The following is a 14,595-nucleotide window of genomic DNA, read 5'->3' on the forward strand; positions in this document are numbered from 1 at the left end:
TCCGGAAAAATTCCGTACGAACTCCGGCGCATTTCGGCTGTTCCTTTGCAGCAGATAAAAAAGGCCGCCACGCCCCGAGCAGGCCGCCTTTCCGCTTCGCTTTGCTGCGCACCGCCATGGAACCTACTACTAGAACCGAAACCCTCGCTATTGAGGGCATGACCTGCGCCTCGTGCGCTTCCTTCGTCGAAAAGTCGCTGAGCCGCACCCCGGGCGTGCAGCGGGCCGTGGTCAACTTCGCCACCGAAAAAGCTACCGTTGACTACCTGCCCACCCAGGCCACCCCGGCCACCCTGAAAGAGGCCGTAATCAAGGCGGGCTTTGGCGTCAGTGAGCGGGCTCCCGACACCAGCGCCGCCGACCGGCAGGCGGAAATTGATCAGCAGAAAGCGCAGGCCTATCAGCAGCTCCGGCGCCGGTTCGGGGTAGCCGCGGGCCTGGCCCTGGTCATCATGCCCCTGAGTATGCTTATGCTCTGGCCGCCCCTGCTGCAGCACATCACTATGCAGTGGCTGAACTACTTACTGCTGCTGCTGACGCTGCCCGTGCTGCTGTACAGCTGCCGCGAGTTTTACGTGGCGGCCTGGAACGGCCTGCGCCGCCGCACCGCCAATATGGATACGCTGATTGCCGTGGGCACCGGCGCCGCCTTTCTCTATAGCGTGGCCGCTACCCTCGCGCCCGGCTTGTTTCTGCGCCGCGGCCTGATGCCCGAGGTGTACTACGACACCACCGCTACTATCATTGCCCTGATTCTGCTGGGCAAAGTGCTGGAGCTGCGGGCCAAAACCCAAACCTCGGCCGCCATCAGGGCCCTGCTGGGGCTGCAGGCCAAAACGGCCCGGGTGGTGCGCCCCGGTGGGCTGGAGGTGGACGTACCCCTGGAGCAGGTTCAGCCCGGCGACCTGGTGGCCGTGCGCCCCGGCGAGAAAGTAGCCACTGATGGGATAGTAGAAGAGGGCCATTCCGCCGTGGATGAGGCCATGCTGACGGGTGAAAGCCTGCCGGTGGCGAAAAAGGCCGGCGACCCGGTATTCGGGGCTACCCTCAACAAAACCGGGGCCTTCCGCTTCCGGGTAACCAAAGTAGGGGCCGATACCCTGCTCTCGCAAATTGTACAGCTGGTAGAAGATGCCCAGGGCAGCCGCGCCCCTATTCAGCGCCTGGCCGATAAAGTCAGCGCCGTCTTCGTGCCCACGGTCATTGGCATTGCCCTGCTCACCTTCGTGCTCTGGTTTAGCCTGGCCCCGGTAGAAAGCCGCCTGCCCCTGGCCCTGGTCAATTTTGTGGCCGTGCTCATTATTGCCTGCCCCTGCGCCCTGGGGCTGGCTACGCCCACGGCCATCATGGTGGGCACGGGCAAAGGAGCCGAGTACGGCGTTCTGGTCCGCAGCGCCGAAGCCCTGGAGAAAGCCTACCAGGTAACCACTGTGCTCCTCGACAAAACCGGCACCATCACCCGCGGCGAGCCTACCGTCACGGACCTGGTGGCCGCGCCGGGCTGGGCGGCGGATCAGCTGCTACCCCTGGTGGCGGCCGTAGAGCGCCTTTCTGAGCACCCGCTGGCCGAGGCTGTGGTGCGCTACGCCGCAAGCCAGGGGGCCGCGGGCCTGCCCGCTACCGACTTCCGGGCCGTGGCAGGCAAAGGCGCTACCGCTACGGTGCAGGAGCAGGCAGTGCTGATCGGCAACGGGCGGCTGCTGGCGGAAGCCGGCATCAGCCTGCCGCCGGACCTGCAGCAGCAGGCCGACGCCCTGCTGGCCCAGGCCAAAACCGTGCTCTACGTGGCAGTAGCCGGACAAGCCGCCGGGCTGCTCGGGGTAGCGGACACCGTGCGGGCTACCTCGGCGGCGGCCATTAAGCGCCTGCAGAGCTTAGGAATTGAAGTGGTCATGATGACCGGCGACAACCCCCAGACGGCCGCCGAGGTAGCCCGGCAGGTAGGCATCAGCCGGTACTTCGCTGAGGTGCTACCCCAGGACAAAGCGGCTAAGGTGAAAGAGCTGCAGCAGGAAGGGCGCACCGTAGCTATGGTCGGCGACGGCATCAACGACGCCCCGGCCCTGGCCCAGGCCGACATTGGGCTGGCTATGGGCCAGGGCACTGATGTGGCCCTGGAAGCCGCCGGCATCACCCTCATGCGCTCTGATCTGCACGGCGTGGTAACGGCCATTGAACTCTCGCGCCAAACCATGCGCACCATCCGGCAGAACCTGTTTTTTGCCTTTATCTATAACACGCTGGGCATTCCGGTGGCCGCTGGGCTGCTTTACCCCGTCTTTGGAGTGCTGCTCTCGCCCATGCTGGCCGCCGGCGCCATGGCCCTGAGCTCCGTATCGGTACTGACCAACTCGCTGCGGTTGCGTCGTTTTTCGCCCCTAGCACCCTAAGTTTCACCGATACTGCAGTGCCTGCCCGGGGCCAGGGAGCCAGAAGCTGCTTTCGTACCGGGCAGGCTAAGTAGGCGCCCAATCAAGCTGGCTGAAAAAAAACGCCCTGTAAACCTCTTGTTTACAGGGCGTTTTTTGAGTTGTAGTCCGTAGGGGAATCGAACCCCTGTTGGCAGAATGAAAATCTGCAGTCCTAACCCCTAGACGAACGGACCATGTTACCAGCGGAGCGTTTTCCGTTTTGGTGGTGCAAAGATACAAGGCGAAGACTTTCGCGCAATGCCTGGCCAGGAAAATTTCTTTCAAAAGAAGCTAACTACGCCAAAGTCAGAGAGTTTTTTTTTGATTCCGCGTTCGGTCCCACCAAACGTAGGCTCCAAACAGCAGCAAACTGACCACCGTCACCCACAGTAGCCCCGACTTCAGCCGTTCACTGTCCTCACCCAAGTAGGCCAGCAGAGCAATGAGTGGGGTTACGCCGGCCACCGTGGCCAGCATAAACCGCAGGTAGCCCATGCGCGCCAGCCCGGCCACAAAGCTGATGGCATCGTCGGAGAGGGCCGGGGAGAGGCGGGCAATAATGACGGCCCACATGCCGTAGCGCTCCACCACATCCAGCACCTTCTGCTCGTTTTTCTGGCCCAGCACCCGCGTCACGAACGATTCGCCGAGGGCCCGGCCCAGGCCGTAGCCTACCGATGACGCCACAATAATGCCCACCAGCGCCAGCAAGGAGCCCCACCACGGCCCGTAAGCCAGGATAGCCACCAGAATCAGGAGCACCACGTTGACTACGAACAGGAACATCTGGGCTACCATGGCGGCTACTATCACCACGGGGCCCCAGTAGCCAAACTGCTGCATCCAGGCGGCAATGCGGGGCTGCTCGCCGCTCCTGAGCACCGTCCAGCCCTCGCGGATAGTGGACTGAAAATCGGGCCAGGCAAACCAGCAGACCGCCAGCGCCAGCAGCAGGGCCAGCGTGATGTAGAGCGGAACGTGGTTGGTTTTGCCGGGGGTAGGCTTGGCTGAGGAAGCAGGGGTAGCGGAAACCAAGAGCAGAAAAGTTGCGGGGTGAGGTACTCAGGAAAACAAGCCTTACGCAGCCCGCCGCCAAAAAGCTACGGCAACCCCAGGGCCGCGAGTGGGGTACTACCTTCTGAAAATGCAGCAACCCGGCCGGCTGGCGGTGGGCTGACAACCTCTCTTTCCTGATGACAAAACATACCTACGACTTCGGCCTGATCGGCAACTGTGCCTTTCTGGGGCTGATTGGCACCGACACGGCGGTGCGCTGGCTGTGCTGGCCCCGCTTTGACAGCAGCTTCGTGTTCGGCTCCCTGCTCGATGAAAAAAAGGGCGGCGAGTACAGCATCCGGCCCGCCGATGAGTCACTGAGCTTTTCTTCGCGCCAATACTACCGCAGCAACACCAACGTGCTGTGCACCGAAATTACGGCCCCCGACGGCAGCTACCGCGTCACGGACTTTGCCCCGCGCTTTCAGCAGTACGAGCGGTACTACAAGCCCCTGATGTTTATCCGGAAGGTGGAGCCTCTGGCAGGCTCGCCGCGGGTGCGGGTGGCCTGCCGGCCGGTAGGGCAGTACGGCGAGCTGGAGCTCAGCCGCCGCCGCAGCTCCAACCACATTGCGTTTCTGGGCCTGGAGGAGGAAATTCGCCTCACCACCAACATCCCGCTTACTTACGTGCTGGATGAGGAGGACTTCGTGCTTAACGAAACCAAGTACCTAGTGATGACCTACGGCGCCCCGCTGGAAGCGCCTCTGGAAAGTACCGCCGAGCGTTTCCTGCGCTCCACCATCGACTACTGGCGTATTTGGGTGAAAAGCACCAGCATCAGCAACTTCCGGCAGGACCAAGTAATTCGCTCGGCGCTGGCGCTCAAAATTCACCAGTACGAGGACACCGGGGCCATTATTGCGGCCAGCACTACCTCCCTGCCCGAGGCCCCCGGCAGCACCCGCAACTGGGACTACCGCTACTGCTGGATGCGCGACACGTACTACATTCTCACGGCCTTCAACAACATTGGCCACTTCGAGGAGATGGAGCGCTACTTCCACTACATCGCCAACATTTCCACCAAAATCAAAGGCAAATACCAGCCGCTGTACGGCATCAGCGGAAAGTCGGAGCTGGTGGAGCAGGAGCTGCCCCTGGCCGGCTACCTCGGCAACCAGCCCGTGCGCATTGGCAACGACGCCTACACCCACATTCAGAACGACGTGTACGGGCAGGTGCTAGTGGCTTTGCTGCCCCTGTACGTGGACTGCCGCTTCCTGGACCCCGAGCGGCCCAACCCCGAGAAGCTGGTGTTTGAAACGCTGGGCCTGATTGACGCCACCATGGACCAGCCCGATGCCGGCCTCTGGGAATTCCGCAACCTGGCCCAGTATCACTGCTATACTTACCTGTTTCACTGGGCCGGCAGCCACGCCGCGCGCAAAGTAGCCCGTTCCCTGGGCAACCAGGAAATGGAAGCCCGTGCCGAGCGCCTGATGCAGGCCGCTGCCGACCACATCGAGCAGTGCTACAACCCCGAGCTGGGCGCCTATACCAATGCCATCGGCTCGCCCCACCTCGATGCCAGCTCCATGCAGCTCATCCTGATGGGCTACCTCGACCCCAGCTCCGAACGGGCCCGCACCCACCTGGCGGCCCTGGAAAAGGAGTTGAAAACGCCCGAGGGCCTGTTCTACCGCTACCGCCACGCCGATGACTTCGGCACGCCCGAAACCACCTTCCTGATCTGTTCTTTCTGGTACGTGGAGGCCCTGGCGAGCGTAGGTAGGGTAGAAGAGGCCATTACCGAGTTCGAGAAGCTGACCACGTACACCAACCACCTGGGGCTGCTTTCCGAAGATGTAGATGCCAAAACCGGCTCGCAGTGGGGCAACTTCCCGCAGGCCTACAGCCACGTAGGGCTGGTAAACGCCGCCTACCGCATTGCCCAGAAACTGGCCAAGCCGAATTTTATCTAGAAGGGTCTTGGATTTACAGACATAAAAAGCCCCGTCATCAAATGATGACGGGGCTTTTTGTATAACCCGTTTTCGAAAAAGTCATACACCCGAAGTCCCGAAGTCCCTGGTTACAACAGGCTTCGCAGCAGGTTGCGCACTTCGGTAGGCGACGCCACGCTGAAGCGGGCCAGAGACCGAACGCCGGAGCCCACTTTGATAGTGTAGGCCTCATTGGGCAGGGCCCGGAACGTGTCCTCATCGGTCCGGTCGTCGCCGAGGGCCAGGATAAAGCTGGGGTTGTAGGCCGCCAGCCACCGGGCGGCGGCGGTGCCTTTGTTGATGCCGGCCGTTTTTACCTCAATTACCTTGTTGCCTTCCATCACCTGCAGCTCGGTGTTAGAGGTCATGAACGTAAGGTGGTTGAGCAATTCCCGGGCCCGCACGTCGCCTAGCTCCACATCGGCGCGGCGGTAGTGCCACACCAGGGAGTAGTCTTTGTCCTCGATGAAGGAGCCGGCCGTGCGCGCCACGTACATTTCCATGATGGGCCGGATGTCCTGCTTCCAGTTGTTGTTCAGGGGCTGAAACAGCTGCCAGTCCTCCCTGACCGGGCGCAGCCACACGCCATGCTCGGCAATAAAGTCGAGGGGTAGGTGCCCGAGCCAGTTCTGCAGGGTAGTCCGGTCGCGGCCACTGATAATAACCACGTGGTTTTGCGGATTGGCCGTCAGGGCCTGCAGCAGCAGCAGCAGTTCCTGATCGGGTTGGGCACGTTGGGGCAGGTTATGAAACGGCATCAGGGTCCCATCATAATCGAGCAGGAGCAAGCGCTGCTCCGCCGCCTGAAAATTGGCGGTCAGCTGCGCCGTAGCTTCCGGGGTTAGCTGCTCGGTGGCTAAGGTCAACTGCTTGATTTTGCTGTAGGCCAGGCGGTCTATGAACAGCTTGGTCCAGGCAAACACATCATACTGCTGCACCAGGGCCCGCATGGAGGCCATACGATGTTCCTGCTCTTCCTCGGGCATCACCAGCGCGTCGTGCATGGCCTCCGCCAGCTGGGCCGTATCCGTGGGGTTGATGATCAGGGCGTCGGATAGCTCCCGGGCGGCGCCGGCCCGCTCGCTCAGAATCAGCACGCCCCGGGTTTCCACCTTGCTGGCCACAAACTCTTTGGCTACCAGATTCATGCCGTCGCGCATGGGGGTTACCAGTGCTACCTCGGCCAGGCGGTACAAGGCCGAAAGCTCTTCCAGCGGGAAGGAGCGGTAGAAGTAGTGAATGGGCGTCCAGGTAATGGTGCGGTACTGGGAATTGATGCGCCCCACGAGCTCATCAATTTCTTCCTTAAGAGAAGCGTACTGGGCCACCTGGTCGCGGGAAGGTACCACCACCATAATCAGGCTGACTTGCTCGCGCCACTCGGGGTAGCGTTGCAGCAACACCTCAAACGCCCGCAGGCGCTCGGCAATGCCCTTGGAGTAGTCGAGCCGGTCGATGGAGAGGATAACGCGGGCATTATGCAGGGCGGCGCGGTACTCAGCCTCGTGCTGCCGGGCCCGCTCCGAGGCCGCTACCTGCGCGTACCGCTGGTAGTCAATGCCCATGGGGAAGGCATCAATCAGCACGGTGCGGTTGGCGGTTTCAAGCTGCCCGTTCTGCGAAGAAAGCCCCAGCACCTGCGACACGGCGCTGAGGAAGTGGCGCATGTACCCGAAAGTGTGGAACCCGATGAGGTCGGCGCCGAGCATGCCGCGCAGCAGCTCTGAGCGCCACGGCAGCGCCCGCACCAACTCGTAAGAAGGAAACGGGATGTGCAGAAAAAAGCCGATGGTGCAGTCGGGGCGGGCTTTGCGCAGCATCTCGGGTAGCAGCAGCAGCTGATAATCGTGCACCCAGATGGTATCCTCGGGGCCGGCCAGCTCCAGCACGGCCCGGCAGAATTTCTCGTTCACCGCAACGTAAGCCTCCCAATGGGCCTGCTCGTAGGTGGCGTACTGCGGGAAGTAATGAAAGGTAGGCCAGAGGGTAGAGTTACTGAAGCCTTCGTAAAAGTCACGGATTTCCGATTCGGTCAGAAACACCGGCGCCATGCTGTCGGCGCTTAGTTCCTCCACAATGTATTGTTCTTCGGCCGCTGCTTCTACAAAGAGCCCCGGCCAGCCTACCCACACGTTGCCTTCCTGCCGGTAAATGGAGCCCAGTCCGGTGGCTAGCCCTCCTTCGCTGGGCTGAAACGTAAGGCTATCTGCGGTGCGTTGAACTTTAGTAGGCAGGCGGTTAGAAACGATAATCGTGCGGGACATGAGCCGTGGCGAAATGATGATTATCCCTCCTTACGGGAGAAAACGGCCTCTAGTCGTTATTTTTTCCGCCGCGTTGCCCCGGCGCCCTCGTAGCGCTGAGCTTAGCTAAACAGTAGCTGGCTGGGCGCCGGCCGGGCCGTTTTGGCTTAGCAGGCGGCTGTTGTTGCGGGGTAAAAAATTGCGAGCCATGCACTTGCCTGAAGCAGCCCAGCCGCCAGTTGCGGCCCGGCCTGCCGGCCAAAAAAAGTAGCGGACTACTGCCCGCTACTTTCTTCTTCCGACCAATGCGGCTCGGGGCGTTTGCCTACTGCCGGGCCACGCGGTAAATCACGCCGTTCGTATCATCCGACACCAGCAGCGCACCGTCGCGGCCAACGGCTACCCCTACCAGGCGGGCGAAGTGGGAGCGGTTATTATTTACCAGGAAGCCAGTCAGGAAATCGTCGAAGCGCACCGGCTGGCCGTTTTCGAAGTGAACCCGCACCACCTTGTAGCCCACGGGCGTACTCCGGTTCCAGGAGCCGCGCAGGGCCACAAACGCATCGTTCTGGTACTCGGCCGGAAACTGCTGACCCGTGTAGAACACCATGGCCATGGGCGCCGAGTGGGCCTGGTAGGTAAGGGTGGGCAGCGTGGTCAGGGCTTTGTACTGGGCGTACGTGGTGTCGCCCCGGGGCCGGTCGGAGGGGTTGTACTTACCTTCCCCGTAGATGTAGGGCCAGCCGTAGTTGGCGCCCCGCACAATTTTGTTAAGCTCCTCCTTCTGCTCGTCGTCGCCCAGCCAGTCGATGCCGTGGTCCAGGCCCCACAGCTCCCGGGTTTGGGGGTGCCAGCCGAACCCAATGGTATTGCGCAGCCCTTTGGCGTAAATCTGCCGGTTAGAGCCGTCGGGCTCGGCCACCAGCAGGGTGGCGTTTTCCTTATTGGGCTCGGGGCAGGAATTGCAGGTGCTGCCCACCGATAGGTACAGCTTGCCATCGGGCCCGAAGGCAATGGTGCGGTTGGGGTGCTGGCCTCCGTCGGGCAGGTCGCGCAGCAGCGTCTGGGGCGTCATCAGGGTGCCGTCCATGTTGATGGTAGCCACGTAGAGCTCCTTAACGGCCACAATGTAGAGCCGGCCGTTCTGGATGGCCAGCCCGTGCGCCTGCCGGATGTTGGCTACCGTTTCCTGACGGTCGGCGGTGCCGTCGCCGTTCGTGTCCTGGAGCAGCAGCACCTTGCCCGCTTCCCGGTCCGTAACGTACACGTGGCCAGCGCTGCTGACGGCCATAATCCGGGGCTTGCCCACATTTTCCGCAAACTTACCAACGGTAAAGCCTGCGGGCACCCGCAGCTGCTGCACATTCGCGGCCGAGGCGGGCAGCAGGGCGGGATAAAATACAAAGCCCTTAATCTGCGCGGTAGTCGGCTCGTCTTCGTTTTCCGGAATCATTGATTCCCAGAAGTCTTCCTCGTCGTCATCGTTGCTGCAGGCGCTCAGGCCGGCCGTGGAGAGAAGAAGTGCGAGGGTAAACTTAGCCCATGTTTTCATCCTGACGAACGGTTAGGTAGGGTAGGCTAGACGTAACGCATGAACCTGATAGTGGTTGCTGTTCAGCTGGTTATGCGCTGGGGCTAAGCAACTGGAGCGGCGTTTTTCCGGCGCTACGCCGGGGCCTGATATGCCTTCAGAAGCAAACCGCGGGGGGAGGGCGGGAGCTGGGAAGCTGCACTGCTGGACTGAAAAAGAAAAAACCCGCTTATCAGATTGATAAGCGGGTTTCTCAGGAAGAGAGCCCAAACGGGAGGCGAGTAGTCCGTAGGGGAATCGAACCCCTGTTGGCAGAATGAAAATCTGCAGTCCTAACCCCTAGACGAACGGACCAGATGACGCGGCCTTGTTCCGTTTTGGTGATGCAAAGATAGGAAGCCAAACATTCAGCGCAATACCCGGTTTAGAAAAAAATCTGCCCTGAGGGGTAAATAGGCTGATTTTCAAGCCGAAATTTTTTGGCGGATAAAGCTAGCGGCTACCGGGATGCCAGTGCTTTCAGAAGTTCTCCCAGGGCCTTATTATAGGATATTGGGTTTGATTTGGCGAAGTACCCCGAGCCCGTTACCTTCGCTCCGCGTTTTCACCCGGCCCCTCCGGACCGATAAACCTCCCATTTCCCCAACCTATTATGGCTAAAATCAAAGTTGCCATCAACGGCTTCGGCCGCATCGGCCGCCTGACGTTCAAGTCGCTGCTGCAGCGCGAGAACGTAGAAGTCGTGGCTATCAACGACCTCACGGACAATAAAACGCTGGCGCACCTGCTGAAGTACGACTCCGTACACGGCCGCTTCGATGGCACTGTAGCATACGACGAAGAGAGCCTGACCGTAAACGGCCAGCGCATTGCCGCCCTGGCCGAGCGCGACCCCAAGCTGCTGCCCTGGGGCCAGATGGGCGTGGACGTGGTGCTGGAATCGACCGGCCGCTTCGTGGACGAGGCCGGTGCCGGCCAACACCTGACGGCTGGCGCCAAGAAAGTAGTTATTTCGGCTCCCGCCACCGGCAACATTCCGACCGTGGTACTGGGCGTGAACGAAGACATCCTGACCGGTGAGGAAACCATCCTCTCCAACGCTTCGTGCACCACCAACTGCCTGGCTCCCATGGCCAAGGTGCTCGACGATGCCTTCGGCATTGAGAAAGGCTACATCACCACGGTGCACGCCTATACCTCTGACCAGAACCTGCAGGACGCGCCCCACAAAGACCTGCGCCGCGCCCGCGCCGCTGCCTACAGCATCATTCCTACCAGCACCGGTGCCGCTAAGGCCGTAGGGCTGGTGCTGCCCCAGCTGAAGGGCAAACTGGACGGTATTGCTATGCGCGTACCCATTCCGGACGGCTCGACGACGGACCTGACCGTCATCCTGAAAACCGAAGCTACCAAGGAGCAAATCAACGAAGCCATTCAGAAGGCGGCCAGCGAAGGCGCCCTGAAAGGCATTCTGGAGTACAGCACCGATCCGCTGGTGAGCATCGACATCGTGGGTAACACGCACTCGTGCATCTTCGATTCGCAGCTGACTTCGGTGAACGGCACCCTGGCGAAAGTAGTAGGCTGGTACGACAACGAAACCGGCTACTCTACCCGCACCGCCGACCTCATCCAGAAGCTGGGCGAGAAAATGAACGGCTAAGCCGTTTTCCTAATGAGCAACAAAAAAGGGCTGCCCACGTGGGCAGCCCTTTTTTGTTGCTCATTAGGAAAACGAGTAATTGAGTAAGGTGCTGATAACTTCTAGTGGAGCGTATTCATAAGGTAGCTGTAACAGATTAAGCTGCTAATGATATAATTGAGTAACTGAGGAAAATGCTGATCGGATGGGTTTGAGCGAGGAGAAGGGGTAGGGTGCGGAACCGGAAACGCCGGGGAAATGCCGTAGCTGCTCACTCACTACCTTTGCCTGCCTCGCCGAAAAGCTTTACTCAGCTACTCCGTTACTCAGCTCCTCTCTCCGTGCGCATCTGCTTTATTCTGAACCCTACTTCCGGCACCAACCGCACCCAGGACGTGCCCGCGCTGCTCACGCGCTATGCCACGGCCGCCGGCGCCGACTTCGAAATCAGGCCCACGCAATACGCCGGGCACGGGGAGGAGCTGGCCCGCCAGGCCGCCGCTGAGGGGTGCCGGGTGGTGGTAGCCGTGGGCGGCGACGGCACGGTGAATGAGGTGGCGCGCGGGTTGCTGAGGAGCACGGCGGCCCTGGGCATCGTGCCCCGCGGCTCGGGCAATGGCCTGGCCCGCCACCTGCGCCTACCCCTCGATTTGCCGGGAGCCGTGCGCCGGGCCTGCCAGCCCACGTTTCAGCGCATCGACGCGGGCCGCATCAATGGGCGCTGGTTTTTCTGCACGGCGGGCCTGGGGTTTGATGCCCACGTCAGCAAGAAGTTTGCCCAGGCCGGCACGCGGGGGCTGAGTACCTACGTGAAGGTAGCCCTGCGCGAATACCGCTCTTACCGGCCCGTACCGGTGCAAGTGGAGCTGAACGGGCAGGTAGTGGAAACCAGCTGCTACGTGCTGGCCTTCGCCAATGCCGCCCAGTACGGCAACAATGCCTACATCGCGCCCCGCGCCAACATTCAGGATGGGCTGCTGGATGTGTGCCTGATTGATGCGCTGCCTTTGCTGCGGGCCGTGCGGGTAGGGGTAGGGCTGGCCCTGGGTACCCTGCCTACCTCCGGCGGCGCCGTGTACCACACCAGCCACCACATCCGCGTCCGAACCCGGCATCCGCTGGGCTTCCATGTTGATGGCGACTACGCCGGCGACGCCACCGAGTTTGAAGTGCAACTCACGCCCCTGGCCCTGGAGGTAGCGGTGTAGCGAGTAACGGAGTAGCGGAGTAACTGAGTAAATTTGCCGCTTCCAGCACCATTACTCAGTTACTCCGTTACTCGCTACATGAAGTCCAATAAAAACCGCCGCGAAGGGGTCGTGTACTCCACCAACCCCGATTTTGAATACCAGGAAACCGGCGACGAAGCCGTGGCTACCCTGCCTCCCCAACAGCAAAACCTGCGCGTGCAGCTTGATAAAAAAGCCCGGGGTGGCAAGCAGGTTACGCTTATCACGGGCTTTGTAGGGCAGGAGGCTGATTTGCAGGAGCTGGGCAAGCTGCTCAAGACCAAATGCGCGGTAGGCGGCAACGTGAAGGATGGCGAAATCCTCATCCAGGGCGACTTCCGCGACAAGGTGATGGCCGTGCTGCTGGAGAAGGGCTACAAAGCCAAGAAAGCCGGCGGGTAGAACAGCTAGCTTTCGTGGCTTACTGAGCGCGCAGGTAGCGCAACGCCCGCTCTACATCCTCGGGCGTATCAATACCAATGGTTTCCAGCTCGGTTTCCGCCGTCAGGATGCGGTAGCCGTGCTCCAGCCACCGCAGCTGCTCCAGGCTTTCGGCTAGTTCTAGTGCAGAAGGCGGGAGCTGGGTTATTTCGGCCAGCACATCGGGGCGGTAGGCGTAGAGGCCGATGTGGCGCAGGTAGCGGTGGTGCTGCAGCCAGTTGGCCGGGTCCTGCTGCCGCTGATAGGGTAGGGGGTGGCGGCTAAAGTACAGGGCGTGGCCGGCCGCGTCGCGCACTACCTTGGGCAGGTGGGGGCTAAACAGTTCTTCCTTATTCACAACCGGCTTAACCAGCGTGGCCAGCTGGGGCGGCTGGGGCTGGTCGAAAAGGCGCACCAGGGCATCAATCTGGGCCGGGTGAATGAAGGGTTCGTCGCCTTGGATGTTGATGATGCAGTCGGCGGTAGTCTGGAGCTGCTGGTAGGCATCCCAGATGCGGTCGGTGCCGCTGGGGTGGTCGGCGGAAGTCAGCACGGCCTCGCCGCCAAAGCCGCGCACGTGCGCCAGAATTCGCTCGTCGTCGGTGGCTACTATCACCCGGCTCAGGCTGGCTTGCCGGGCCTGGGCTACTACGCGCTGAATCATGGACTGGCCCGCCAGATCAACCAGCGGCTTGCCGGGCAGGCGGGTGGAAGCGTAGCGGGCGGGGATGATGCCAATGGCTTGCATGTGCGGACGGGGGTAGGGTGAAGTCCTGCAAAAAACGGGAATTTCCACTCACCAGCCCCGGTAGTCAGTTTCAAGGAGAAGCGGCAGCAGCCCGGCCCGCCTATGAAAACGGGAATGTCCTGAAATCAAGCAATAAAAAAGCCTGGGCGTCATATAGTAGCGCGGGCTTTCGGCCGATTCCGTAACTTTCGGCAAACTTTATGTACGCCGGCAGTGACTTTCTCTCACCGGCCTGCTCATTGCCTTTCCGCCTCCCCTAGTATGTTCCGATTTTCGTTGCTGACCACCGCGCTTGCCCTCACTGGTTTCACTGCTGCGGCCGGGCCCCGGCCAGTGGCGCCGCCTGATTCCATCGGGGTGGAGTACCGCAACAACATTATGCTGATCAAGCACCGCGTGGGACCCGGCGAAACTCTGTACGGGTTGGCTCGCCGCTACAAGGTACCCGTAGAGCAGATTGTGGAGGCTAACTCGGGACAGAAGGGCGCTTTGGTAACCGGCCAGGTAGTGCTGGTGCCGCGCAGCCGCGTTGTGCTCAGCCAGCCGGCGGCCCCGCGTACGGCAGCTGCGGCCACTTCCACTTCGGCGGCTATCCGCTCCTTGCCCACGGATGCGCGCGGCAACCGCATCTATAAGGTAGAGCCCGGCGTGACGCTGTTTGCCATTGCCCGCCGCTTCCAGACGACTCCCGCCGAGCTGTACCGGCTCAATAACTTCCCGGCCAACTACAACGTGCGCGTAGGCCAGACGGTGATTGTGGCTGCTGGATCAGGTAGCACGCCTGCCCCGGCTCGTGTCGCCACTCCAGCTCCGACAGCAACTGCCCCAGTTCGCCCCGCACCAACAACCCGCCCGGAGCGCGACGATGAGGCCGAACGAGATGCCCGGGAAACCCGGGAACGAGAGGCCCGGGAGCGGGCCGCCCGCGAACGGGCCCGCGACTCGGCAGCTTCCGCAGCAACGCCGGCTACCCCGGCTGCTGAAGACCCTGATAAGGACCGGGGCCCCTCCCGCGCCAGCGAAATTGTGCGCCGGGTGTCGGAAAGCGGCCTGGCCACGGCCATTCAGACGGATGCTTCCGACAAGTACCTGGCCCTGCACAAAACCGCTCCGGTAGGTACCATTATGCAGGTGCGCAACATCATGAACGGGCAGTCGGTGTACGTGCGCGTGATTGGGCCTCTGCCCGATACGGGCGAGAATACCAACATTCTGGTTCGCCTCTCCAAGAAAGCCGTGCAGCGCCTGGCTACCCCCGACCAGCGCTTCCGCGTAGAAACCAGCTACGTGCCGTAGCAGTGAACTAGTGAGCTGGTGAGTTGACGTTCTGGCTGCTCCACTTGTGCGGATTGCACTACCGGATCATCAG

10 protein-coding genes and 2 tRNA genes are annotated in these 14,595 nt (G+C 61.4%); 6 read left to right on the plus strand and 6 right to left on the minus strand.

The window, feature by feature from the left end; all coding sequences use genetic code 11:
• The first annotated feature begins 116 nt into the window (after window positions 1-116).
• A complete protein-coding gene (locus GGU46_RS11010) occupies window positions 117-2,390 on the plus strand; it encodes a heavy metal translocating P-type ATPase (protein ID WP_183403601.1) in 2,274 nt (757 codons plus the stop codon).
• A 143-nt stretch (window positions 2,391-2,533) separates the two neighbouring features.
• Here the strand turns inward: GGU46_RS11010 and GGU46_RS11015 are convergent.
• Window positions 2,534-2,605: transfer RNA gene (locus GGU46_RS11015), tRNA-Glu, on the minus strand.
• Window positions 2,606-2,717: 112 nt separating this feature from the next.
• Window positions 2,718-3,446, minus strand: a complete 729-nt coding sequence (locus GGU46_RS11020; protein ID WP_183403602.1) for a TVP38/TMEM64 family protein — start codon at window positions 3,444-3,446, stop codon at window positions 2,718-2,720.
• A 158-nt stretch (window positions 3,447-3,604) separates the two neighbouring features.
• On the opposite strand from GGU46_RS11020, the gene GGU46_RS11025 reads away from it, so the two are divergent.
• Complete coding sequence (locus tag GGU46_RS11025; RefSeq protein ID WP_183403603.1) at window positions 3,605-5,392, plus strand: glycoside hydrolase family 15 protein; 1,788 nt, start codon at window positions 3,605-3,607, stop codon at window positions 5,390-5,392.
• A gap of 110 nt (window positions 5,393-5,502) precedes the next feature.
• Here GGU46_RS11025 and GGU46_RS11030 read toward each other — a convergent pair whose 3' ends face one another.
• The 3 genes from GGU46_RS11030 to GGU46_RS11040 form a co-directional block, all read right to left on the minus strand.
• Window positions 5,503-7,677 (minus strand): bifunctional alpha,alpha-trehalose-phosphate synthase (UDP-forming)/trehalose-phosphatase, encoded by a 2,175-nt coding sequence (locus GGU46_RS11030; RefSeq protein ID WP_183403604.1) that lies wholly within the window; start codon window positions 7,675-7,677, stop codon window positions 5,503-5,505.
• Window positions 7,678-7,981: 304 nt separating this feature from the next.
• Window positions 7,982-9,208, minus strand: coding sequence for a PQQ-dependent sugar dehydrogenase (locus GGU46_RS11035; protein WP_183403605.1), 1,227 nt, complete (start codon window positions 9,206-9,208; stop codon window positions 7,982-7,984).
• A gap of 261 nt (window positions 9,209-9,469) precedes the next feature.
• Window positions 9,470-9,541: transfer RNA gene (locus GGU46_RS11040), tRNA-Glu, on the minus strand.
• 298 nt (window positions 9,542-9,839) lie between these two features.
• Between GGU46_RS11040 and gap the strand changes: the two genes are divergently transcribed.
• The 3 genes from gap (at window position 9,840) to GGU46_RS11055 (ending at window position 12,460) form a co-directional block, all read left to right on the plus strand.
• A complete protein-coding gene (gene gap, locus GGU46_RS11045; RefSeq protein ID WP_183403606.1) occupies window positions 9,840-10,850 on the plus strand; it encodes a type I glyceraldehyde-3-phosphate dehydrogenase in 1,011 nt (336 codons plus the stop codon).
• Window positions 10,851-11,170: 320 nt separating this feature from the next.
• The gene (locus GGU46_RS11050; protein WP_183403607.1) at window positions 11,171-12,037 is read left to right on the plus strand and encodes a diacylglycerol/lipid kinase family protein; all 867 of its coding nucleotides are present in this window, start codon (window positions 11,171-11,173) and stop codon (window positions 12,035-12,037) included.
• Between the two features lie 78 nt (window positions 12,038-12,115).
• On the plus strand, window positions 12,116-12,460 hold the full coding sequence (locus GGU46_RS11055; RefSeq protein WP_183403608.1) for a translation initiation factor: 345 nt from the start codon (window positions 12,116-12,118) through the stop codon (window positions 12,458-12,460).
• A 19-nt stretch (window positions 12,461-12,479) separates the two neighbouring features.
• On the opposite strand, the gene kdsB is transcribed toward GGU46_RS11055, so the two are convergent.
• Entirely contained in the window at window positions 12,480-13,226 is a 747-nt protein-coding gene (gene kdsB, locus GGU46_RS11060; RefSeq protein ID WP_183403609.1) for a 3-deoxy-manno-octulosonate cytidylyltransferase, read from the minus strand.
• A 261-nt stretch (window positions 13,227-13,487) separates the two neighbouring features.
• Here kdsB and GGU46_RS11065 point away from each other — a divergent pair, with 261 nt between their 5' ends.
• The gene (locus tag GGU46_RS11065; RefSeq protein ID WP_183403610.1) at window positions 13,488-14,522 is read left to right on the plus strand and encodes a LysM peptidoglycan-binding domain-containing protein; all 1,035 of its coding nucleotides are present in this window, start codon (window positions 13,488-13,490) and stop codon (window positions 14,520-14,522) included.
• Window positions 14,523-14,595: the final 73 nt, after the last annotated feature.

The organism is Hymenobacter latericoloratus (assembly GCF_014199535.1).
Lineage (GTDB): Bacteria > Bacteroidota > Bacteroidia > Cytophagales > Hymenobacteraceae > Hymenobacter > Hymenobacter latericoloratus.